Raw genomic sequence first — 20,158 nt, forward strand, 5'->3', positions numbered from 1 at the left:
ATTTTCGCATTTCGATGAACGACTTCTCGTCCCTGCCCTACCGTCCCTGCGTGGGCGTCATGCTCGTCAATGCCGACGGCAAGGTCTTCGTCGGCAAGCGAATCGACAATCGCGAGGGCGACTGGTGGCAGATGCCCCAAGGCGGCGTCGACGATGGCGAGGACCTCAAGGCCGCCGCCTACCGCGAATTGAGGGAGGAAACCGGCGTTACCCAGGACAACGTCAAGCTGCTCAGCCAGACCAAGGATGAACTGCTCTACGACCTGCCGGAAGAACTGGTCGGCAAGTTGTGGAAGGGCAAGTACCGTGGCCAGCGCCAGCACTGGTTCCTGGCCCGCTTCGACGGCGGCGACGACGCGATCGACCTCAACGCCCACAAGCCGGCCGAGTTTTCCGAGTGGAAGTGGGTCGATGCGGAACTGCTGCCCGACCTCATCGTGCCGTTCAAGAAGCGCGTCTACCGCGCTGTGCTGGAAGAATTCCGCGCGCTGATCTGAGCATCGTCGTCCCGGATCAACGCCGGGGCGACGGATCAGTTCTCCGATACCACCGTCTTGGGAGTCACCGCATCGGCAGTGACCATGCGGGGTGACGGTCCCTGTGCGATCGCCGCGGCGAGCTTCTGCGTCTCGGCGCAGGACTTGCCGCAAAGCGTCTGCAGGCGCGCGAGGTTGCGGCTCGCCTTCTCGGTGGCGCCCTTTTCCGCCAGCGCCATGCCTTCGCCGGCGATGGCGACCAGGTTGCGCGGATCGGTGTTCAGGGCGACGCGGTAGTAATGCAGAGCCTTGCCCTGCATGCCCTGGCGCCGCGTGGCCTCGGCCAGCGAGAGCAGCACGGTGACGCTGCCCGGCTCGACCGTCAGCGCGGATTCATATGCATCGATCGCCGCGTTCACGTTGCCACCGGCCAGCGCCGAACGGCCTTCCGCCACCAGCGCCGCCGCGCGCGGGTCGAGCGCTTCGGGCGACTGGGAATGCGTGACGCTGGATGAAATGACCGCAAGAAGGGAAAGAGCAACAGCAACGGGCGTGTAGCGCATCAGCAGGTCCTTGGCCGAGGTCGTCGTCCTCATCATAGGCCGCGACGCTATCACAGCCGAACGAAGCGTGCGACGAAAAAGCCGTCCGTACCGTCATGATATGGAGACAATCTCAGGCCCGGTCCGCGTGGGCGCCCCGCCGGCAGGTCGGGCGTTTCCGCGCGCCAGCCGGGATGCCGGTCGAGAAAGTCCCGCGCCTGTTCGGCCCCTTCGACGTCGAGCAGCGAGCAGGTGACGAACACAAGCCGGCCGCCCGGCCGTACCAATCGCGCGGCGATGTCGAGCAGGCGACCCTGGACGGCGACGTAGCGCTCCAGTTGCCTTTCGGTCAGCCGCCAGCGCGCTTCCGGATTGCGCCGCCATGTGCCGGTGCCCGAGCATGGTGCGTCGACCAGCACGGCGTCCGCCTTGTCGACGAAGTCGGCAAGCGCTTCAAGTTCGCGGTTGGCGTCGAGCAGCAGGGTCTCGATGATGGTTGCCCCGGCGCGTTTGGCGCGCGGTGCGAGGCGGGACAGGCGGGCGCGATCGGCGTCGGACGCGACCAGCCTGCCGGTGTTCTCCATCGCCGCGGCGAGCGCGAGGGTCTTTCCTCCAGCACCAGCGCACAAGTCGATCACTGTCTCGCCGGGACGCGCGGCCACGGCCTCGCAAGTGAGCTGTGAGCCGGTGTCCTGCACTTCGATCCGGCCTTCGCGATAGGCGCTGGCCTGCTCGATGCGGGTTTCGGGCGGGTAGCGCCAGCCATTGGCCGCGACCGTGCGCTCCCCGCCTTCGGGCAGGTCGAGCGCGCCGGACCGCAGCGTATTGACGCGAATGTCGAGCGACGCGCGCCCAAGCAGCGCCTCGCCTTCGGCCTCCCCGACGTCGCTGTTGGCCAGTTGCTGGAGCAGCCATTGCGGCGCGACCCCGCCGGCCGCCTCCGCCTCGTCCGGGCCGATCGGCACGGGCGCGTGGGCCGATCCGTCGAACAGGGCGGCGAGGTGCTCGTCCTGCCCGGCGACGCGAAGCATCGCGGCGCGGCCGGTCGCGGGGACTTCCCCGCAGGCGCGGATCGCCCGGTAGGCGAATTCACGCACCGCGCGCCGGTCGCCGCTGCCGGCAAAGCGACGGCTACGGAACCAGTCGGCGATCAGGCGGTCGGCCGGGGCACCGTTGGCGCGGGCCGCCTCGATCACGAGGTCGAGGATCTCGATCGCGGCCTGGACGCGGGCGGCGGGAGTCATGCCCCCTCCACCACGCCGCTGCGCGGCGCAGGGGCAGCGACGCAGGCGCTGACGGAGGGGTCAGCGCGTCGGATAGTTCGGCGCCTCGCGCGTGATCGTCACGTCGTGGACGTGGCTTTCGCGCAGACCTGCGTTGGTGATGCGGATGAACTTCGAGTTGCGGCGCATGTCCTCGATGGTGGCCGAGCCGGTGTAGCCCATTGCCGCCTTGATGCCACCGACGAGCTGGTGGATCACGTCCTTGGCCGGGCCCTTGTAGGCGACCTGGCCCTCGATGCCCTCGGGCACCAGCTTCATCTGGTCCTTGATGTCGCCCTGGAAATAGCGGTCGGCCGAACCCCGGCCCATCGCGCCCACCGAACCCATGCCGCGATACGACTTGTAGGCGCGCCCCTGGTACAGGAACGTCTCGCCCGGCGCTTCCTCGGTGCCGGCCAGCATCGAGCCGACCATGATGGTGGATGCACCGGCGGCCAGCGCCTTGGCGGCATCGCCGGAGGTGCGCAGACCACCGTCGGCGATAACCGGAACGCCCGCCTTGTCGGCTTCCTCGGCGGCTTCCATCACGGCGGTGAGCTGCGGCACGCCGACGCCTGCGACGATGCGCGTGGTGCAGATCGAGCCCGGGCCGATGCCCACCTTCACGCAATCCGCACCGGCGTCGATCAGCGCCTTGGCCGCCTCGGCCGTGGCGATGTTGCCGGCGATGACCTGCGCCGAGTTCGACAGGCGCTTCACCCGCTCGACCGCCAGCGCGACGTCGCGGTTATGGCCATGCGCGGTGTCGATGACGACCACGTCGCACTCTGCCGCCAGCAGCGCCTCGGTTCGCGCGAAGCCCTTGTCGCCCACCGTGGTGGCGGCGGCGACGCGCAGGCGGCCGGCGCCGTCCTTGGTGGCGTCGGGGTAAGTGACGGCCTTCTCGATGTCCTTGACGGTGATGAGACCGACGCAGTGGAAGCCCTCGTCGACGACCAGCAGCTTCTCGATCCGGCGCTGGTGCAGGAGGCGGCGCGCCTCGTCCTTGCCGACGTTGACGTTGACGGTGGCGAGGTTCTCGTGCGTCATCAGTTCGCGCACGGGCTGGTTGGGATTGTCGGCGAAGCGCACGTCGCGATTGGTGAGGATGCCCACCAGCTTGCCCGACGCCTCGACCACCGGGATGCCGCTGATCCGGTTCGCCTGCATCAGCGCCTGCGCCTGGCCCAGCGTGGCATTGGGATCGATGGTGATGGGATTGACCACCATGCCGCTCTCGAAGCGCTTGACCTGGCGGACGGCGGCGACCTGTTCCTCGATGGTGAGGTTGCGGTGGAGCACGCCGATGCCGCCCATCTGCGCCATGACGATGGCCATGTCGGCCTCGGTCACGGTGTCCATCGCCGAGGAGATCACCGGGATGTTGAGCCCGATCGTGCGGGTCAGCATGGTACGCGTATCGGCCTGGGTCGGCACGATGTCGGACTTGGCGGGACGCAGCAATACGTCGTCGAAAGTGAGTCCGAGCTGGATATCCATGTGCGCCACCAATGCCTTTACGGGGGAGAATCGTGGCGGCCCATGTAATCAAAGGGGGCCGCGAGGGCTAGAGCCTGATCGGCATGAATTTTCGTGGCTGGTTCGCAGGGGTCCGGGCATAGTGAAGGCCGAAACGGTGGCAGGACCACGAAGGCACCGCCCTGCCCCTCCGGCAGGACGCCTACTTCGGGGGGATCGCCGGCTTCACTGCGCCGCCGACCGGCACCTTGCGCACATCGCCGAACCACCGGCCGAGCGCTGTGAGCATCTTTACGTCGTCCACCGCGCCTTCAAGTTGCAGCGGACGGGTCAGGTCGTCGGTGGGCCGGTGGTAGTCGCCGTCGAAGAAGGCGCGCATGCGGTCGATGTCGCCATAGGCAGTCGTGACCATGACGGCGGGAATGTCGTGCTGGAGCAGCGCCCAGCCGTCCTGGCGCTTGACGAATTCGTTCGCCTCGTCGTTTTCCCGCAGACGGAAGCCTTCGGCCTTGGCGACACGGGCGATGTCCTTGTCGAGCCCGGTCATGCCGCGTCCGACGATCGCGAAGGGGGTCTTGCGCGGGGCGATCGCGATCGAATCGATGTTGAAGGCGGCGACGATCTTTTCCAGCGGCAGCGGAGGGTTTTCCGCGAACTCATGGGCGCCCAGCAGGCCCAGTTCCTCGCCGGTGGTGGCGAGGAAATAGACGTCGCGGTCCATCTGCGGAGTGCGTGCGAGGCGCCGCGCGATCTCGGTCAGCGCGGCGACGCCGCTGGCGTTGTCGATCGCGCCGTTGCAGATCAGGTCTTCGGCCGGAGCTTCGCCGCACTCTCCGAAATGGTCCCAGTGGGCGACGAAGAGCACCGCGCCTGCCTGCCGACTGCGGCCGGGCAGCTTGCCGATGAGGTTGTGGGTGCGGATAGTGGTTTCGTTGGTGGTCGCCTCGAGCGTGGCGGTGACGTCGAGCATGACCGGCACGAAGTCGTCCCCCGATGCCGCCGCTTCGAGCGAGGCAAGGGTATGCGCTGTGCCCTTGAGCAGCGTCTCCATCGTCGCGCGGCCGATGAAGGCTTCGAGGTCTCCTCCCAGCGAATCCTCGGACAGCGCATAGCCGGTGCGCTGCCTCCGTGCCGCGACCTGCTCGAGGCTGCGTTCGCCGTCCAGCACGGTCAGCACCGCCGAGGCCCCTTGCGCCAGCAGATCGTTCTGCCGTGCGCTGTCGGGCGTATCGCCGTCGAGCACCACCGCGATGCGCCCCGCCAGTTCCGTGCGCGAGAAGTCCTGGCTGCGCGCCTTGCCCACGAACAGCAGCGGCGCATTGCGCACCAGGCTGCGCTTGCCCGAGGTCAGGACCAGGACGTCGCCGGGAGCGATGGTGGTGCGATAGCCCCGGCGCAGGAACTGGGCAGTACCCGTGGACGGCGCGCGCGCCACCAGGGTCACGGGAGCGAACCATTCGTTGCCGGGGTCGTTGGTGCCGGAGACGAGGCCGATGTCGAACCACTGGCGCGCAAGGTAGCGCAGCGTCTTCGCTTCGCCCTCGGTGCCGGGCTCGCGACCGTCGAAATCGTCGCTGGCGAGGATCGCGATGTGGCCGCGCAGGCGCGCCTCGATCTCGCGGTCGGCACGGCTGACGCTGGCGGCGACGACGGGAGCGGCCACGACGAAGGCGACCACCGCAGAAACGGCCAGGAGCATAGAGAACGCAGCCGTCCCCCACGTCCAAGTCCCTGTTCCCAATAAGCCCGCCTTCATCGTGCCGCACCTATACGACACAAATCCGGCGGCGGTTGGAAAATCTCCGCCGCGATGCATCATTACAGTCACTTTTTGCCGCCGCGCTCGCGACGTGACGCGCCGGCGCAACACTGGCCACGCCCGGTACCAGGGCGAGGCAGCGGAACTCGCGCGCCGATCGAGGATTGATCCGCAGGCGGCAACAAGGCTACGCCGGTACGATCTGAGGGAAGGACAAGACACCGATGCGGCTCACCAGGTTCGATCCCGACAACATCCGCGTCACCGGCGGTAGCAGCGGCGGCTTTCCCGGCGGGGGTGGAGGCAAGCTGGGGTGCGGCACACTGGTGATCGCGCTTATCGGCGCTCTGGTCTTCGGGATTGATCCCGGCCAGATGATCGGCACCCTGCAAGGCGTCCAGCAACAGACCTCGGCACCGTCGCCGCAGACCGACGCGAAGAGCGAGGAGCAACTGTGCTCGGCCAATGCCTATGCGCTGGAATCGTGCAATGCGCTCGATTCGCTCAACCTCACCTGGCAGCCTTTGTTCGAGCAGGCCAGGATCGCCTTCGACCAGCCCACGCTGCACTTCTACAGCGGCGGCACCACCAGCGGCTGCGGTGCGGCGGAAAGTGCGATGGGGCCGTTCTACTGCCCGCCCGACCAGGGCATCTACATCGACACCAGCTTCTACGACCAGCTCGACAAGCAGCTCGGCGCCAAGGGCGACTTCGCGCGCTACTACGTGATCGCCCATGAGTACGGCCACCATGTGCAGAGCCTGCTGGGCCTCAATGCGAAAGTCCGCAAGGAGCAGGAGCAGAACCCGTCGCAGGCCAATGCGCTGCAGGTGAGGATGGAGCTTCAGGCGGACTGCTACGCCGGGGTCTGGGCGGGCAAGCACCGCGACCTGATTGAGCCCGGCGACATGGAGGAAGGCCTCACCGCCGCCAGCGCGATCGGCGACGACACGCTGATGAAGAACGCCGGGCAGTCGGTGAATCCGGAAAGCTTCACCCACGGCTCCAGCGCCGAGCGCATGCGCTGGCTCAAGCGCGGGCTGGAAACCGGGAACGAGGATGCCTGTGATACGTTCACCTGATTGAAACGATACGGTGCGGCTCACTGGCCTTTCCCGGCTGCAGAGCACCGCGACGGGCGAACAGGAGAACAGGGATGCGCAGATACTGGCTGAGTGCCGCCATGATGGCGGCCATGGTGGCTAGCCCCGCGATCGCGGGACAGGAAGAAAAGGCGATCACCGATCGCGATCCCAACGCCATGGACGTCGCCAAGACGCCGATCAGCGACCTCAACGTCGGACGCGACGGCGAAATCCCGCCGCTCCTCGTGAAGGCAACCGCCGAGCCCTATGCACTGGCGGGCCTGGGCAAGTGCCGGCAGATCGCGGGCGCCATCCAGGAACTCGACGAAGTGCTCGGTCCCGACATCGACCTGCCACAGGCCGAACGCGACCGCATCAGTGCGGGCCGCGTGGGCAAGTGGGTGGTTGCCTCGTTCATACCCTTCCGCGGGCTCATCCGCGAGGTCTCGGGCGCAAACGCACAGGACCGCAAAGTCAATGCGGCGATCCAGGCCGGTCTGACCCGCCGCGGCTTCCTGAAGGGTATCGGCGCGGCGAAGGGCTGCCGCTACCCCGCCTCGCCCGCGCCCGCTCATGTCGTCCAGGCCCGCCTCGAAGAAATGAAGGCGCTGGAGAAGAAGAAGGACGCCAAGGGTAGCAAGAAGCGGGACAAGGACGACAAAGAACTCGCCTTCAAGTCAGAGCCCGACGTGAAGCAGCCGGCGCCCAAGCGATAGTATCGGCGCCGGCCAAGCCAACCCGATATTTGGCTCGGTCGGCGACCTTCCCGCCTCGCCGGAAAACCATCGTTGCAAAGATAGCCGGATGACATCGCGCCGCCGCCTTACCCTGTCCTTCGCGAGCGCCATCTCCATGCTGGCATCGGCTTGCGGGAGCGAAACGCCAGAACAGGCGCCCTCCCCCGCGGCGAGCAGCGCGGCGACGGCAGTGACCGGACCGGCCGTGAGCGAACCGGCCGTGAGCGCACCCGCCGCGATCGAGCCGGCACCGGAGCAATCGACCGCCGCCCTCCAGTCGCCAGCCCTGCCGGCGACCGGGCCGATCTCATGCGCCGCCGACGTTGGCGAAAGCGCTGCGCAAAAGCTGGTGGCGCAATGCCGCGCTGTCTCGCCCGCCACGCACCCGCCCTGCAATGCGGCGAATTCCTGCGCGATGATCCGCAACGAAATCGCCCGCGGCTGCGCCCTGCTGGACGCGGACGCTGACACCACGCCGGAATGCGCGGTTAGCCCGATCGGCAGGGAAGCTGCCGCGGACCTCGTACAGCGCTTCTACGCCGCCATCAACGCGCACGACTACGCCTCGGCCTGGACGCTTTGGGGGCCCGACGGCAATCCCGAGCAGAATCTCGACGAGTTCACCAAGGGCTATCGCGATACCCGTCGCACGCATGTCGAGATCGGCAAGGTCTCCGAGGTCGAGGGGGGCGCGGGATCGATCTACGTGACGGTGCCTGTGACCATCGATGCCGAACTCGCCGACGGCCGACGCCAGCGCTTCACCGGAAGCTACGACCTGCGGCAGATCAACCGCGGGATGGGCCGATCGCAAGGCTGGCACATCATGGCCGCAAAGCTGAAGCGCACCCCGATCTGAACCCGGCGCTCGTTCACTCCCGACGCGTGGTTTCCTTGAACAAGTCGTGGATACGCCCCTCGCGATGTTCGATGACGCCACTGAAATCCTCCGGCTCGTTGACGAGGTCGTCGAACAGGGTGCGGTAGTGGATCATTGCCCGGCGCAGCTCCTCGGTCCGGGCTTCACCCTGCGCATGACTGCCCGCGATGGCGTGCGCGGTGCGATAATGGGCGACGACTTCGGCGTGGTCGACCGACAGATCCTCGTAACGCTGCTCGAACTCGGCGACCGGATATCCGCGCGCCAGCATGACGTCGCTCAGCAGCACGTCGGCGCGAATGACGGCGCCGCTCGGATCGTCCACGAAGCGCGCCTGGATGCTCAGCCAGTCGTCGATGAAGGCGTGACGCTGGGCAGGTGCCAGCGGGCGGATATGAAAGGCAGCAACCCGCTTCACACGCTCCTGGAGAAGGGCTTCCCCCTCGTACGGATTGCCTGCCTTCTCGACGGTGCGGGCGTACTCCTCGCCGTAACGGTCCCGCAGCGCCGCGCTGCGACGGTTGCGAGAAAACGTCACGACCAAGGCGACTATTATGGCGAGCAGGACAAGTCCGATAGCAAGGGCAAAGGGACTAAGGGCGTTCACTAGGCTTCTCCCGTTCGGCAAGCCCCCTCGCACAAGAACTCAACACCGTCCGGGACGCCCAAGTTTCGCAGCTCTCAACCGTTCGCCGCGTGTCGCGGCCGGACGATAGCGGAATTTAGCGCCACGCCGGACAGGGCCGTCACGGTACGCCAGGTCGGTTGCCCTTTGCCGCCCCCACACGGGCAGGCCCCTTACCCGCGCGGGTGGTAGAAGTCGTAGATCGTCTGCGCCACGGCGGCGCTGACACCCGGCGCGTGCTGGAGATCGCCCAGGCTTGCCGCGCGGACCTTGCTGGCGGTGCCGAAGTGCAGCAGCAACGCCCGCTTGCGGGCCGGGCCGATGCCGGGGATTTCGTCGAGCGGGCTGGCGCTGATCGCGCGGCTGCGCTTGGCGCGGTGAGCGCCGATGACGAAGCGGTGGACCTCGTCGCGCAGGCGCTGGAGGTAGAATAGCACCGGCGAGTTCACCGGCAGCATCTTCTCGCGCCCGTCGGGGAAGTGGAATACCTCGCGCCCCTCGCGGCCATGGTGCGGGCCCTTGGCGATCGCGATCAGCGCCACGTCCTCGATGCCCAGTTCCTCCAGCGCATCCTTGACCGCGTTCATCTGGCCCTTGCCGCCATCGATCAGCACGAGGTCCGGCCAGGTGCCGCCCTGCCGTTCGGGGTCCTCCTCCTGCACGCGGCCGAAGCGACGGGTCATGACCTCGCGCATCATCGCGAAGTCGTCGTCGCTCTGCGCGGTCTTGATGTTGAACTTGCGGTACTGGTTGGTGAGGAAGCCCTCTGGCCCCGCCACAACCATCGCGCCGACCGCCTTGGTGCCCTGGATATGGCTGTTGTCGTAGACCTCGATGCGCTTTGGCAGGTCCGCCAGTTCGAGGAAATCGGTGAGTTCGCGCAAAGTCTTGGCTTGCGTGCCGCGCTCGGCCAGGCGGCGGTCCAGCGCCTCGACCGCGTTGCGCGTGGCCTGCGCCACCAGATTGCGCCGCGCGCCGCGCTGAGGGACCGAAATCTCGACCTTGCCGCCCGCGCCTTCGCGTAGCGCCTCGCAGATGAGGTCCGCCTCGGGCAGCAGCCGGTCGACCAGGATGCAGCGCGCCGGCGGCACTTCCTCGTAGAACTGGGCAAGGAAGCTCTGCATCACTTCCTCCTCGCTCAGGCCTTCCGTATGGGTGGGGAAAAAGGCGCGGTGGCCCCAGTTCTGGCCGCCGCGGATGAAGAAGGCCTGCACCCCGACTTGCCCCCCCTTGGTGGCCATCGCAAAGATGTCGGCGTTGTCGAGACCTTCGGCGTTGATCGCCTGGCTGCCCTGGATGAAGGTGGCGGCACGCAGGCGGTCGCGCAGCATGGCGGCGCGTTCGAAATCGAGATCCTGCGCGGCCTCGGCCATCTGCGCCTCGATCTTGCGCTGGACTGCGCTGGACTTGCCGCCAAGGAAGTCCTTCGCCTCCTGCACCAGTTCGGCGTAGCCGGCCTCGTCGATGCGGCCCACGCACGGGGCCGAGCAGCGCTTGATCTGGTAGAGCAGGCAGGGCCGGTCGCGGCGGGCAAAGAAGCTGTCGGTGCAGGAGCGCAGCAGGAACAGCTTCTGCAAAGCGTTGACGGTGGTGTTGACCGATCCGGCGCTGGCGAAGGGGCCATAGTAATTGCCCTTGGCCTTGCGCGCGCCGCGATGCTTCATGATGCGCGGGAACGCGTGGTCGGACCGCAGCAGGATGAACGGGAACGACTTGTCGTCGCGCAGCAGCACGTTGTAGGCGGGGCGGAAGCGCTTGATGAGCTGCGCTTCGAGCAGCAGCGCCTCGGCTTCGGAATTGGTCGTCACGATCGTCATCGAGCGGGTCTGGCTGACCATGCGCTGCAGACGGCCCGGCAGCCGCTCCCACTGGGTATAGTTCGCCACGCGGTTCTTCAGCGCCCGCGCCTTGCCGACGTAGAGGACTTCGCCGCGCGCGTCGTGCATGCGGTAGACGCCCGGCTTGGGCGGCAGCGTGCGCACGGTGTCGCGGATCACCTCGACCCCGGCCTGGAGGTCGGGCTGGTCCGAGCCGCGTATGGTGGTGGTCGCCCGATCCTCGTTGAATCGTTCGTTGCCCTGGGGGTTGTCGGGAGTGCCGGCAGGTGTTCGCGCCATGGCGTGCAGATAGGCAATGCGGAGCCGCAGGGGAAGTCCGGGCCGGATGACTTGTCGGGGACTATCCCGTCCTCGCCGTGCCTCTGCGCAGCAAGGCCGGGCCATGCCCATGCACGACCCGGCCTCGGTTATCCGCCGCAGCGGCTTGTGGGATCAAAGGCCCTCGATGTAGACGGTCGGCACACGATAGCCGCGCTTCGCCATCGCCTTGACGTACTTGCCGCGTTCACCGCGCAGTTCCGTACCGTATTCCTCCCAGGCGTCCCGCTGGTCCTCGATGTCGCTGGCATGGCGCAAGTCGCTCGACAGTTCCTTCTGGGTCTCGTTCACGTTGGCGCGGTAGTTGTACCAATGCTTGCCCTCGATACCGCCGATGGGCGACTGGACGATACGCTCCTCTTCGGCGCGGGCGACGCGCTCCTCGTACATCGCCGGCACGACAGCCATGGCGACGGTAGGGACGGCAGCAGCGGCCAGCACGGCAGCGGTGATGATCTTGGTCTGCTTCATGGGTGAGATTCCCTTTTCGCTTTCCAGGCCGGGCGGGATTGCCTCGGCGGTTCGCAGGGAAAACGGCCGCAATTGCAATTAGCCCCAGCCCGCAGGACGAATCGGGCCGCAGGCGCGACGTGACGGGGTTGTGATGACTGGATCACACAGTCGTGCCGGCCGCATTCATCGGCGGTGCAGGTTTGTATCAGGCCGGAAGCTGCGAAAAGTCCGTCAGCGCCGCATCGCGAAGGCCGCGCCATACGCGGACGGCCTGGACGGTCTCGGCAACGTCGTGGACGCGCAGGATGTGCGCGCCGGCCTCCATCGCCTTCACCGCCAGTGCGATCGATCCGCCCAACCGCTGGTGCGCGGGCGCCTCGTTGGCGAGCGCGCCGATCATGCGCTTGCGGCTGACGCCCACCAGCAGCGGCTGGCCCAGCGCGTGGAACAGCGGCAGCGCATTGAACAGCGCCAGGTTTTCCGCCAGCGTCAGGCCGAAGCCGAAGCCCGGGTCGAGGACGATGCGCTCCGGCGCGATGCCGGCGGCGACGGCAGCGTCGCGCCGCTCCTCCAGCCAGTCGAACACCCCGAGGGCGACGTCTTCATAGCCGGCGGGCGAATGCAGGTCGTCAGCCTTGCCCGGCGCGTGCATGAGCACCACGGGGGCTCCGGTGGCCGCGGCGAGGTCGAGACTGCGCGGGTCGTAGCGCAGGGCCGAGACGTCGTTGATGACGTGCCCGCCCGCCGCGAGCCCCGCTTCCATCACCGCCGGGCGCCGCGTGTCGAGACTGATCGCCGCCCCCATCGCTGCCAGTTTCGCGACCATCGGCACGACGCGCTTGATCTCGTCGCCTTCCCAGACCGCACCGGCGCCGGGACGTGTGGATTCGCCGCCAACGTCGATGATCGCCGCCCCCGCCTCCAGCATCGCCGAGGCATGGGCAGAGGCTTCCTGCGCATCGTCGAGGAACTGGCCGCCGTCTGAGAAGCTGTCGGGCGTCATGTTGAGGATGCCCATGACCTGCGGTTGGTCGAGCCGGATGGTGCGCGCACCGCAGTGGATCGGGGCGTGGACCTTGCGCAAGTTCGCCCACTGCGCCTCGCCCGCCGCGGCGAGGTCAGCCGGCAGCGCGGCGAGGGCCGAGGCTATGTGTCCCGCCTCGACCCGCTCGCGCGAGACGACGCGCCCGTCCTCGCGTACGATCAGCGCGAAGCGGCTCGCCCAGACCATCGCGCCGCCGAGGCGAACGGCTTGGCCTTCCTCGCTCTGCGGGCTTTCGGCGAAGGCGATCGGGCGGATGTAGAGCTTGCGGGTCATGGCGCGGCCTTAGCGTCTATGGCGGTGATGCAGAACCCGTCTTGAAACCGATCGTCGTCCCGGCGCAGGCGGGAACCGCAGGGCATTCTCGAAGCGATCGCTCGCCGCGGGCCGCTGCGACGCCGCGTTCGGACTCAAATCCGCGTGGCCTTGCCCCGGTACCGGATCAAGCTCGGAACGACGTACGGACTGTGGTCACGGCTCCGTGGCGAGCAGGTAGAGCTGGCGCAGCGCGTCGAGCGGCTTGACCTGGCCTTCGTGCTCGAGATGCCAGAACGTCCAGCCGTTGCACGAAGGCGCACCCTGCACGGTCGAGCCGACCCCGTGGATCGAGCCGGTCACGTCGCCCGCCATCAGCGAGCCATCGGCGCGCACAGTGGCGACATGGCGGTTCTTCTTGTCGAAGACTTGCGTACCCGGCGCGATCCAGCCGGTCTCGACCAGCGTGCCGAAGGCCACCTTGGGCGCTGCGCGCTTGGACTGCATGGTCTTGAGCGCGCTCTCGTCGAGCGGCAGCGCCATCTCGATGCGCTCGATCGCGGCTTCGCGGTAATCGCTCTCACGCTCGCAGCCGATCCATTCGCGGCCAAGGCGCTTGGCGACGGCACCGGTGGTGCCGGTGCCGAAGAACGGGTCGAGCACGACGTCGCCCTTGTTGGTGGTCGCCAGCATCACGCGATAGAGCAGGGCCTCGGGCTTCTGCGTCGGGTGGACCTTGCGGCCGTCCTTCTTGAGACGCTCGGGCCCGTTGCAGATCGGCAGGACCCAGTCCGAGCGCATCTGCAGCTCGTCATTGAGCGTCTTCATCGCACGGTAGTTGAAGGTGTACTTCGACTTCTCGCCCATGCTCGCCCAGATCAGGGTCTCGTGCGCGTTGGTGAAGCGGGTGCCCTTGAAGTTCGGCATCGGGTTGGCCTTGCGCCAGACGATGTCGTTCAGGATCCAGAACCCCATGTCCTGCATGATCGCGCCGAGGCGGAAGATGTTGTGGTACGAGCCGATCACCCACAGCGAACCCTCGGGCTTCAACACACGGCGCGCTTCGGTCAGCCAGTCGCGCGTGAACTGGTCGTAGACGGCGAAGCTCGAGAACTTGTCCCAGTCGTTGGTGACCGCGTCGACGTGGCTGCCGTCAGGCCGCGCGAGGTCGCCGCCGAGCTGCAGGTTATAGGGCGGATCGGCGAAGACCATGTCGACGCTGGCGTCGGGAATGGTGCGCATCGCCTCGATGCAATCGCCGGGAATGATGTGGCCGAGGGGAAGCAGTTCCTTCGGGGTGGGCGCCGGCGCCCGTGCCCGAATCCGTTCCTTGACCAGTAACTGCCCCATGATCGCTCCGAATAAGAATAACTGTGGATAGGCCCCTAGGGTGAGTCATCCGAGACTCCGCGTCAACCCGCGACTCGTGAAGAATCCTAGTGATTCACATGTTCAGCGCGTGGGAACAAAACGAATCCGCCACAAGATGTCGATCCCCGCGAATTTCCGAGACTCAAGATGTTGTGGGTGTGGCCACCGGGACTCGTGGAAAACTTTTTGCGCCAGCCGCACCACCCTTAGCGCCGGTGGCCCGCGTTTTGTGCAAGTGCGGTCCAGGAGCTTGCATTTGCGGCAAGCGGACCGGCAACTCTAAGGGGACTTCGATGCTGCATTGCAGCAATTCTTTCATTCCCGAGGTTACCTATGTTCTCCTTCCTGACCCAGTGCTTTGCCGCGCGCGCCGACATCCTTCTTGCCCAGCATCATGTCGCGGGGCTCGCGGAAAGGCCAGCAACGCAGGCGGCGGAGCAGCCCGTTATCGAAGACGCCGCTCCGGAGCAGGCCGCACCCGAGCGGATTCCGCTCGCGGCGTGAGGCTGCCTGGCTCTAGGTGGCTGGCCTAGAGCAACATCTCGAGCTGCGCGACCGGCGCGAAGCTGCGGCGGTGATGGCACGTGGCCCCATGGCTCCGGAGCGCGGCGAGGTGCTCTGCGGTGCCGTAGCCCGCATTGCGCTCCCAGCCATAATGCGGATGCGCGAGCGCAAGGTCGCGCATGAGCCGGTCGCGGTGTTCCTTGGCGATGATCGAGGCGGCGGAGATGCACGGCTCGATCGCATCGCCGCCGACGATCGCCCGCGCCTTCCAGCGCCATTCCTCGTGGCGGCCATAGGGCGTCAGGTTGCCGTCGACCAGTACTTCGCCCGGCTCCTCGCCGATCGCCTCGCATAGCGAAAGGACCGCGCGCGTCATCGCCAGCATCGTCGCGCCGAAGATATTGAGCCGGTCGATGTCCTCGACGTCGACCACGCCCACCGCCCAACGACAGCGGCGCTTGATGGTCGCTTCCAGTTCGGCCCGGCGCAAGCGAGAAAGCTTCTTGGAATCGTCCAGTCCCGATGGTCGCGGTTTGCACAGCACGACGGCGCCGGCGACGACCGGCCCCGCCAGAGGGCCGCGTCCTGCCTCGTCGACGCCGATGATGAGGGAACCGGTCGACAGGCTAGGCATTGGGCTCGTCATGAACGCTAGACATCTCCTGATCGCCCTATCGCCTCTTGCCCTCACGCTCGCAAGCTGCGGCAATGCGGCTACAGGGGAAAAAGCGGCGGCCGAAGGCGACCGGCCCTTCGTGGTCGAGAGCTACGCGCAGTTCGACGAGCCCTGGGCCATGGCCTTGGATGCGGGCAGCGGCACGCTCTTCGTCACCGAACGCAAGGGCTCCATCCGCTTCCTCACGCCCGACCGGAAGATCGGCCAGGTGAGCGGCGTCCCCAAGGTCGACTACGGCGGCCAGGGCGGTCTCGGCGACATTCTCTTCGCCCCCGGCCAGAATGGGACGAAACTCGACCGCCGGGTAGTCTACCTGAGCTGGGTCGAGGCGGGGGACGGCGATACGCGCGGCGCGGTGGTCGGCAAGGCCGATCTCGTTTGCCCGCACGCGCTGCAATGCCGGCTTGATGGCCTGAAGGTAATCTGGCGCCAGGCTCCAAAGGTCACCGGGCGCGGCCATTACTCCCACCGCCTCGCCTTCTCGCCTGACGGCAAGTACCTCTTCGTCAGCTCGGGCGAGCGGCAGAAGTTCACGCCCGCGCAGGACCTTGGCACCAATCTCGGCAAGATCGTGCGCCTGCTGCCCGACGGTTCTCCCGCACCAGGCAATCCCTTTGCCGGCAGAAGCACGCCGGCCGACCAGATCTGGTCCTACGGCCACCGCAACGTCCTGGGCCTCGCCTTCGACCCGCAAGGCCGGCTGTGGGACCTCGAACACGGCCCCAGGGGCGGTGACGAGCTGAACCTGGTGAAGCCCGGCGCCAACTACGGCTGGCCGCTGGTCTCGGACGGGGACCACTACGACGGCAAGCCGATCCCGCGCAACGCCACCCGGCCCGATCTCGCCCAGCCGGCGATAAGCTGGAACCCGGTGATCGCGCCCGGCGACTTCATCTTCTACAACGGCGCCGGGTTCCCGGCCTGGAAGGGCCAGGCAATCATCACGGCGATGGTCGGCTCCGGCCTCGTGCGGGTGCGGATCGACGGAGACAAGGCGATCGAGGAAGCGCGCTATCCCTTCGACAAGCGCATCCGCGACATCGTCCAGGGACCCGACGGCGCGATCTGGCTGATCGAGGATGGCGAGGAATCCGACAGTGGCCACCTGCTCCGGTTGTCGCCGAAGCAGGCCCGCGCCGCTGCCGGCCCTGCGACCAGAACCGCGAATTGAATCGACTTTGCCTCCCCGCCCGCCTATCGGGCGCGCGCCATGACCCTACCTGAAACCGGCGCGCAAACCGCCACCATCATCCCGCTCGACAACGTCGACCCCGCGCTCGTCGAGGCCCTGCTCGACTCAGCCTTCGAGCCCGGGCGCCACAAGCGCACGGCCTACAAGGTGCGCGAAGGGACCGACTGGCTGCCCGGCCTGAGCTTCGCCGCGCTCGACGGGGACGAAATGCTGGTCGGTTCGATCCAGTGCTGGCCGGTCGCGCTCAACGACCCCTCGGGGCGTGCCCATCCACTCATCATGGTCGGCCCCGTTGCGGTGCTGCCCCAGCATCAGGGCATGGGCTACGGCAAGGCGCTGATGTCGGCGAGCATGGCCGGCATCGACGACCGCGCGCCGCTGCCGCAAGTGATGATCGGCGATCCGGAATACTACGGCCGCTTCTGGGGCTTCTCCAACGAGCATACCGGCGGCTGGGCCCTTCCCGGCCCGTTCGAGCGCCATCGCCTGCTCGTGCGCAGCGCCAATCCGGCAGTCCTGCCCGAAACCGGCACGCTGGGTCCCTGGCTGCGATAAGCCGCCGTCCCGGACCAGGTTCGGGACGAGGCCCGGTTCAGGACAAGGCCCGGTTCAGGACAAGGCCCGGTTCAGGACAAGGGATGCCGCTTTCTCACACTGGACCTTGGCGCGCGGCACCCTATCTGGCATCGCGAGACGATGCCTTACGAACCGCCCCCCGAACTAGCCGGTCTCTCGCTGGGTGAAGTGGCCGAACTGGTCGCCTCCCGCAAGCTGCCCCCGGTCGACCAGTGGTCCCCCGCCGAGACGGGCGACAGCGAGATGCGCATCACCGCCGACGGGCGCTGGTTCCACCAGGACGGCGAAATCCGTCGCCCGGCCATGGTCCGCGCCTTCGCCTCGCTGCTTTTGCGCGACGAGTCCGGACAGCACTGGCTGGTCACCCCGTCGCAGAAACTCTCGATCGAGGTCGAGGACGCCGCCTTCATCGCCATCGACGTGAAGCGCGAGGGCGACATGCTCGTCCTGCGCCTCAACACCGACGACCTCGTGATCGCCGGGCCCGATCATCCGATCCATGCCGAGGGCGATCCCCAGACCCCCGCGATCTACCTTGCCGTCCGCCATGGAACGCGAGCCAGGCTCAATCGCAGCACCTACGCGCAACTTGTCGATATCGCGATCGAGCAGGGTGGCAACGAGCAGGGCTGGGAAGACGACCTCGCCGTCCAAAGCGCCGGCGTACGCTTCCCGCTGATACCCGCATGAGCGCGCTGTTCGACGACGTCTCCCGCAGGTTCGAGGCCGGCCACGCCGCGGCGCCTCCGCGCCTGTGGTCGGACCCGCGCATCCAGCACGTCGAGCGATTCACCCCCGCCGCCGTGTTGGTCGCCCTGACCGAGCGCCCGCGCCCGGGGATGCTCCTGCTCCATCGCCCTTCGACGATGCGCGCCCATCCCGGCCAGATCGCCTTTCCCGGCGGCCGCATCGATCCGGGCGAAAATCCCGTCGAGGCGGCCCTGCGCGAAGCCAACGAGGAGCTCGGCATCCGCACCGGGGACGTACGCGTCGTCGGCACCAGCGACGTCTACCGCACCGGCAGCGGCTACGAGATCACTCCGGTGGTCGGTGTCGTTCCCGCCGACCTCGAAATCCAGCCCAACCCTGCCGAAGTGGCGCAGTGGTTCGAAGTGCCGGTCGACTTCGTGCTCGACCCCGCCAACCAGCGGACCCGCACCATCGACTACGAGGACCGCAAGCACAGCTTCGTCGAGATCACCTGGGGCGACGGGCACCAGGACCACGTCATCTGGGGGGTGACCGGTGCGATCCTGCACAACCTGTCGGCGAGGCTGAACTGGCATGGCTGACCGGCTCGACGTCGCGTGGATGCACCGCAAGGACCTCGCCGAACTCGTCGCCGCGCTGGGCCCTGGGAATGCCCGCTACGTGGGCGGCGCCGTACGTGACAGCCTGATCGGCCTTCCGGTCAAGGACATTGACATGGCAACCGTCCTCCACCCCGAAACCGTCCTCGCGCGGCTCGAGGCGGCCGGCATCCGCAGCGTTCCCACCGGGATCGAGCATGGCACCGTCACGGCCGTCCTGCCTGGCGGCCCGGTCGAGATCACCACCTTGCGCCATGACGTCGCGACCGACGGCCGCCGCGCCACGGTCGCCTTCGCCAGCGACTGGCAGGAAGATGCCGCGCGGCGCGACTTCACGATTAACGCGCTCTACGCCGATCCGCTGGACGGCGAGATCTTCGACTGGTTCGGAGGCCGCGCGGACCTCGATGCACGCCATGTACGCTTCATCGGCGATGCCCGCCAGCGCATCCGCGAGGACCACTTGCGGATCCTGCGCTACTTCCGCTTCCAGGCGCGCTTCGGCTCCACCCCTGCCGACGACGAGGCCGAGAGCGCCTGCGCCGACCTCGCCGCGACGCTCAAGGGCCTATCGCGCGAGCGGGTGGGCATGGAGACGATGAACCTGCTCGGCCTGCCCGACCCCGCCCCCACGGTGCGGCGCATGGCGCAGCTGGGCGTGCTGGCGGTGATCCTGCCCGAAGCCGATCCCGAGGGCCTTGCCGCACTTGTCGCCGCCGAGACCGCGCAGCGCCATCGCCCCGATCCGATCCGCCGCCTCGCCGCGCTGCTGCCGGCGAAACCCGCGCTGGCGGAGCAGGTCGCCGCCCGCTTCCGGCTCTCGGCGGCGCAGAAGAAGCGTCTGTCGCTGGCAGCCTCGCGAGAGGGCGAGCCCGGCGAACCTCGTGCCCTTGCCTATCAACTCGGCCGCGAGCCCGCGCTCGATCGCCTGCTGATCGCCGGCATCGATGCCTCCGCCCTGGATGGCTGGGATATCCCGCAACTGCCCCTCAAGGGCGGCCAGATCGTCGCGCGCGGGGTGGGTGCCGGCCCCGAGGTCGCCCGCATCCTGCACCAGGTCGTTGACGCCTGGATCGCCGAGGGCTTCCCGGATACCGCCCGGGTCGAGGCCCTGCTCGGTGAAATCCTGGCGGGGCGCCCGGCGTGAACCTGGGCGAACTGGCCCGCTTCCTGTTCGACCAGCCCCTCCTTGCGCTGACGATCGGGGCGATCCTGCTCGCGGTCGGCGCCGGCATGTTCACCGCCACGCGCCCGCGCCTCGGGCAGGCGATGCGCAACACGGCCTACTTCGGTCTCGTCGCAGTGCTGCTGCTGACGGTGGCGCAGCTCGCCGGCCACAACAGCCGCTCCGAAGCCGCGCTCTGGCTCGACCGCACCCGCCCCGCCGAGATCGTCGGCAAGGAGACCGTCATCGCCCTGCGCGCAGACGGCCACTTCTGGGTCGAGGCCCAGCTCAACGGCACTCCGGTCGAATTCCTGGTCGACACCGGCGCGACCTATACCGGCGTGTCCCGCCGAGTGGCGGAGCACGTCGGCCTCCAGCCCGACGAGAACGATGCAGGCGTGATCCTCGAGACCGCCAACGGCCCGATCGTGGCGCGCATGGCCGAAGCCGATTCGCTGCGCTTCGGCGGCATCGAGGCCAACGCCCTGCCCGTCGCCATCGGTCCCGACGGCGAAGTCGACACCAACGTGATCGGCATGAGCCTGCTCTCGCAGCTTGCCGGCTGGCGGGTAGAAGGCAACCGGCTGATCCTCGTCCCGAAGGAAGGCTGAAG

General features: G+C 67.7%; 21 protein-coding genes. 11 read left to right on the plus strand and 10 right to left on the minus strand.

Annotated elements, in window-relative coordinates; all coding sequences use genetic code 11:
* Positions 1–14: 14 nt before the first annotated feature.
* Positions 15–497, plus strand: coding sequence for an RNA pyrophosphohydrolase (locus ACFFDA_RS14700; RefSeq protein ID WP_404481262.1), 483 nt, complete (start codon positions 15–17; stop codon positions 495–497).
* A gap of 35 nt (positions 498–532) precedes the next feature.
* On the opposite strand, the gene ACFFDA_RS14705 is transcribed toward ACFFDA_RS14700, so the two are convergent.
* From ACFFDA_RS14705 to ACFFDA_RS14720, 4 genes are all read right to left on the minus strand, one after another.
* The gene (locus ACFFDA_RS14705; protein WP_404481264.1) at positions 533–1,075 is read right to left on the minus strand and encodes a tetratricopeptide repeat protein; all 543 of its coding nucleotides are present in this window, start codon (positions 1,073–1,075) and stop codon (positions 533–535) included.
* Positions 1,076–1,089: 14 nt separating this feature from the next.
* Positions 1,090–2,262 (minus strand): RsmB/NOP family class I SAM-dependent RNA methyltransferase, encoded by a 1,173-nt coding sequence (locus ACFFDA_RS14710; protein WP_404481266.1) that lies wholly within the window; start codon positions 2,260–2,262, stop codon positions 1,090–1,092.
* A gap of 60 nt (positions 2,263–2,322) precedes the next feature.
* Entirely contained in the window at positions 2,323–3,780 is a 1,458-nt protein-coding gene (guaB, locus tag ACFFDA_RS14715; protein WP_404481268.1) for an IMP dehydrogenase, read from the minus strand.
* A 181-nt stretch (positions 3,781–3,961) separates the two neighbouring features.
* Entirely contained in the window at positions 3,962–5,458 is a 1,497-nt protein-coding gene (locus tag ACFFDA_RS14720; RefSeq protein ID WP_404481270.1) for a M28 family peptidase, read from the minus strand.
* Positions 5,459–5,742: 284 nt separating this feature from the next.
* Between ACFFDA_RS14720 and ACFFDA_RS14725 the strand changes: the two genes are divergently transcribed.
* The 3 genes from ACFFDA_RS14725 to ACFFDA_RS14735 all read left to right on the plus strand — a co-directional run bounded on the left by ACFFDA_RS14725 (position 5,743) and on the right by ACFFDA_RS14735 (position 8,199).
* Positions 5,743–6,600, plus strand: a complete 858-nt coding sequence (locus ACFFDA_RS14725; RefSeq protein WP_404481272.1) for a neutral zinc metallopeptidase — start codon at positions 5,743–5,745, stop codon at positions 6,598–6,600.
* 74 nt (positions 6,601–6,674) lie between these two features.
* Positions 6,675–7,319, plus strand: coding sequence for a hypothetical protein (locus tag ACFFDA_RS14730; protein ID WP_404481274.1), 645 nt, complete (start codon positions 6,675–6,677; stop codon positions 7,317–7,319).
* A gap of 88 nt (positions 7,320–7,407) precedes the next feature.
* Positions 7,408–8,199, plus strand: coding sequence for a hypothetical protein (locus ACFFDA_RS14735; protein WP_404481276.1), 792 nt, complete (start codon positions 7,408–7,410; stop codon positions 8,197–8,199).
* Between the two features lie 13 nt (positions 8,200–8,212).
* Here the strand turns inward: ACFFDA_RS14735 and ACFFDA_RS14740 are convergent, their stop codons facing one another.
* From ACFFDA_RS14740 to ACFFDA_RS14760, 5 genes are all read right to left on the minus strand, one after another.
* Positions 8,213–8,827 carry a hypothetical protein gene (locus ACFFDA_RS14740; protein WP_404481277.1) on the minus strand — a complete coding sequence of 205 codons (615 nt, stop codon included), beginning with the start codon at positions 8,825–8,827 and terminating at the stop codon, positions 8,213–8,215.
* A 191-nt stretch (positions 8,828–9,018) separates the two neighbouring features.
* Positions 9,019–10,962, minus strand: a complete 1,944-nt coding sequence (gene uvrC, locus ACFFDA_RS14745) for an excinuclease ABC subunit UvrC (protein ID WP_404481279.1) — start codon at positions 10,960–10,962, stop codon at positions 9,019–9,021.
* A 153-nt stretch (positions 10,963–11,115) separates the two neighbouring features.
* Positions 11,116–11,472 (minus strand): hypothetical protein, encoded by a 357-nt coding sequence (locus tag ACFFDA_RS14750; RefSeq protein ID WP_404481281.1) that lies wholly within the window; start codon positions 11,470–11,472, stop codon positions 11,116–11,118.
* 187 nt (positions 11,473–11,659) lie between these two features.
* Positions 11,660–12,772 carry a dihydropteroate synthase gene (gene folP, locus ACFFDA_RS14755; protein ID WP_404481283.1) on the minus strand — a complete coding sequence of 371 codons (1,113 nt, stop codon included), beginning with the start codon at positions 12,770–12,772 and terminating at the stop codon, positions 11,660–11,662.
* A gap of 195 nt (positions 12,773–12,967) precedes the next feature.
* Entirely contained in the window at positions 12,968–14,101 is a 1,134-nt protein-coding gene (locus tag ACFFDA_RS14760) for a site-specific DNA-methyltransferase (protein ID WP_404481284.1), read from the minus strand.
* A 354-nt stretch (positions 14,102–14,455) separates the two neighbouring features.
* On the opposite strand from ACFFDA_RS14760, the gene ACFFDA_RS14765 reads away from it, so the two are divergent.
* Positions 14,456–14,626, plus strand: a complete 171-nt coding sequence (locus ACFFDA_RS14765) for a hypothetical protein (protein ID WP_404481286.1) — start codon at positions 14,456–14,458, stop codon at positions 14,624–14,626.
* Positions 14,627–14,651: 25 nt separating this feature from the next.
* Here ACFFDA_RS14765 and ACFFDA_RS14770 read toward each other — a convergent pair whose 3' ends face one another.
* Positions 14,652–15,272 carry a ribonuclease HII gene (locus ACFFDA_RS14770; RefSeq protein WP_404481287.1) on the minus strand — a complete coding sequence of 207 codons (621 nt, stop codon included), beginning with the start codon at positions 15,270–15,272 and terminating at the stop codon, positions 14,652–14,654.
* Here ACFFDA_RS14770 and ACFFDA_RS14775 point away from each other — a divergent pair.
* The 6 genes from ACFFDA_RS14775 to ACFFDA_RS14800 all read left to right on the plus strand — a co-directional run bounded on the left by ACFFDA_RS14775 (position 15,271) and on the right by ACFFDA_RS14800 (position 20,156).
* The gene (locus ACFFDA_RS14775; RefSeq protein WP_404481289.1) at positions 15,271–16,473 is read left to right on the plus strand and encodes a PQQ-dependent sugar dehydrogenase; all 1,203 of its coding nucleotides are present in this window, start codon (positions 15,271–15,273) and stop codon (positions 16,471–16,473) included. The two genes, ACFFDA_RS14770 and ACFFDA_RS14775, sit on opposite strands and share 2 nt — an antisense overlap.
* 39 nt (positions 16,474–16,512) lie before the next feature.
* On the plus strand, positions 16,513–17,049 hold the full coding sequence (locus ACFFDA_RS14780; RefSeq protein WP_404481291.1) for a GNAT family N-acetyltransferase: 537 nt from the start codon (positions 16,513–16,515) through the stop codon (positions 17,047–17,049).
* Between the two features lie 141 nt (positions 17,050–17,190).
* A complete protein-coding gene (locus ACFFDA_RS14785; RefSeq protein WP_404481293.1) occupies positions 17,191–17,760 on the plus strand; it encodes a DUF1285 domain-containing protein in 570 nt (189 codons plus the stop codon).
* A complete protein-coding gene (locus ACFFDA_RS14790) occupies positions 17,757–18,362 on the plus strand; it encodes a CoA pyrophosphatase (protein WP_404481295.1) in 606 nt (201 codons plus the stop codon). The genes ACFFDA_RS14785 and ACFFDA_RS14790 overlap by 4 nt, the downstream gene beginning before the upstream one ends.
* Positions 18,355–19,527, plus strand: a complete 1,173-nt coding sequence (locus ACFFDA_RS14795) for a CCA tRNA nucleotidyltransferase (RefSeq protein ID WP_404481297.1) — start codon at positions 18,355–18,357, stop codon at positions 19,525–19,527. The genes ACFFDA_RS14790 and ACFFDA_RS14795 overlap by 8 nt, the downstream gene beginning before the upstream one ends.
* Entirely contained in the window at positions 19,524–20,156 is a 633-nt protein-coding gene (locus ACFFDA_RS14800; protein WP_404481299.1) for a TIGR02281 family clan AA aspartic protease, read from the plus strand. The genes ACFFDA_RS14795 and ACFFDA_RS14800 overlap by 4 nt, the downstream gene beginning before the upstream one ends.
* The last annotated feature ends 2 nt before the right edge of the window (positions 20,157–20,158 follow it).

This window comes from Novosphingobium sp. BL-52-GroH (genome assembly GCF_044813085.1).
Classification (GTDB): Bacteria; Pseudomonadota; Alphaproteobacteria; order Sphingomonadales; family Sphingomonadaceae; genus Novosphingobium.

Bases quoted from the DNA above. Each gene is read 5' to 3' on its own strand.
- ACFFDA_RS14700 (WP_404481262.1), top strand. From the start codon at position 15: ATGAACGACTTCTCGTCCCTGCCCTACCGTCCCTGCGTGGGCGTCATG.
- ACFFDA_RS14705 (WP_404481264.1), bottom strand. From the start codon at position 1,075: ATGATGAGGACGACGACCTCGGCCAAGGACCTGCTGATGCGCTACACG.
- ACFFDA_RS14710 (WP_404481266.1), bottom strand. From the start codon at position 2,262: ATGACTCCCGCCGCCCGCGTCCAGGCCGCGATCGAGATCCTCGACCTC.
- guaB (WP_404481268.1), bottom strand. From the start codon at position 3,780: ATGGATATCCAGCTCGGACTCACTTTCGACGACGTATTGCTGCGTCCC.
- ACFFDA_RS14720 (WP_404481270.1), bottom strand. From the start codon at position 5,458: ATGCTCCTGGCCGTTTCTGCGGTGGTCGCCTTCGTCGTGGCCGCTCCC.
- ACFFDA_RS14725 (WP_404481272.1), top strand. From the start codon at position 5,743: ATGCGGCTCACCAGGTTCGATCCCGACAACATCCGCGTCACCGGCGGT.
- ACFFDA_RS14730 (WP_404481274.1), top strand. From the start codon at position 6,675: ATGCGCAGATACTGGCTGAGTGCCGCCATGATGGCGGCCATGGTGGCT.
- ACFFDA_RS14735 (WP_404481276.1), top strand. From the start codon at position 7,408: ATGACATCGCGCCGCCGCCTTACCCTGTCCTTCGCGAGCGCCATCTCC.
- uvrC (WP_404481279.1), bottom strand. From the start codon at position 10,962: ATGGCGCGAACACCTGCCGGCACTCCCGACAACCCCCAGGGCAACGAA.
- ACFFDA_RS14750 (WP_404481281.1), bottom strand. From the start codon at position 11,472: ATGAAGCAGACCAAGATCATCACCGCTGCCGTGCTGGCCGCTGCTGCC.
- folP (WP_404481283.1), bottom strand. From the start codon at position 12,772: ATGACCCGCAAGCTCTACATCCGCCCGATCGCCTTCGCCGAAAGCCCG.
- ACFFDA_RS14760 (WP_404481284.1), bottom strand. From the start codon at position 14,101: ATGGGGCAGTTACTGGTCAAGGAACGGATTCGGGCACGGGCGCCGGCG.
- ACFFDA_RS14765 (WP_404481286.1), top strand. From the start codon at position 14,456: ATGTTCTCCTTCCTGACCCAGTGCTTTGCCGCGCGCGCCGACATCCTT.
- ACFFDA_RS14775 (WP_404481289.1), top strand. From the start codon at position 15,271: ATGAACGCTAGACATCTCCTGATCGCCCTATCGCCTCTTGCCCTCACG.
- ACFFDA_RS14770 (WP_404481287.1), bottom strand. From the start codon at position 15,272: ATGACGAGCCCAATGCCTAGCCTGTCGACCGGTTCCCTCATCATCGGC.
- ACFFDA_RS14780 (WP_404481291.1), top strand. From the start codon at position 16,513: ATGACCCTACCTGAAACCGGCGCGCAAACCGCCACCATCATCCCGCTC.
- ACFFDA_RS14785 (WP_404481293.1), top strand. From the start codon at position 17,191: ATGCCTTACGAACCGCCCCCCGAACTAGCCGGTCTCTCGCTGGGTGAA.
- ACFFDA_RS14790 (WP_404481295.1), top strand. From the start codon at position 17,757: ATGAGCGCGCTGTTCGACGACGTCTCCCGCAGGTTCGAGGCCGGCCAC.
- ACFFDA_RS14795 (WP_404481297.1), top strand. From the start codon at position 18,355: ATGGCTGACCGGCTCGACGTCGCGTGGATGCACCGCAAGGACCTCGCC.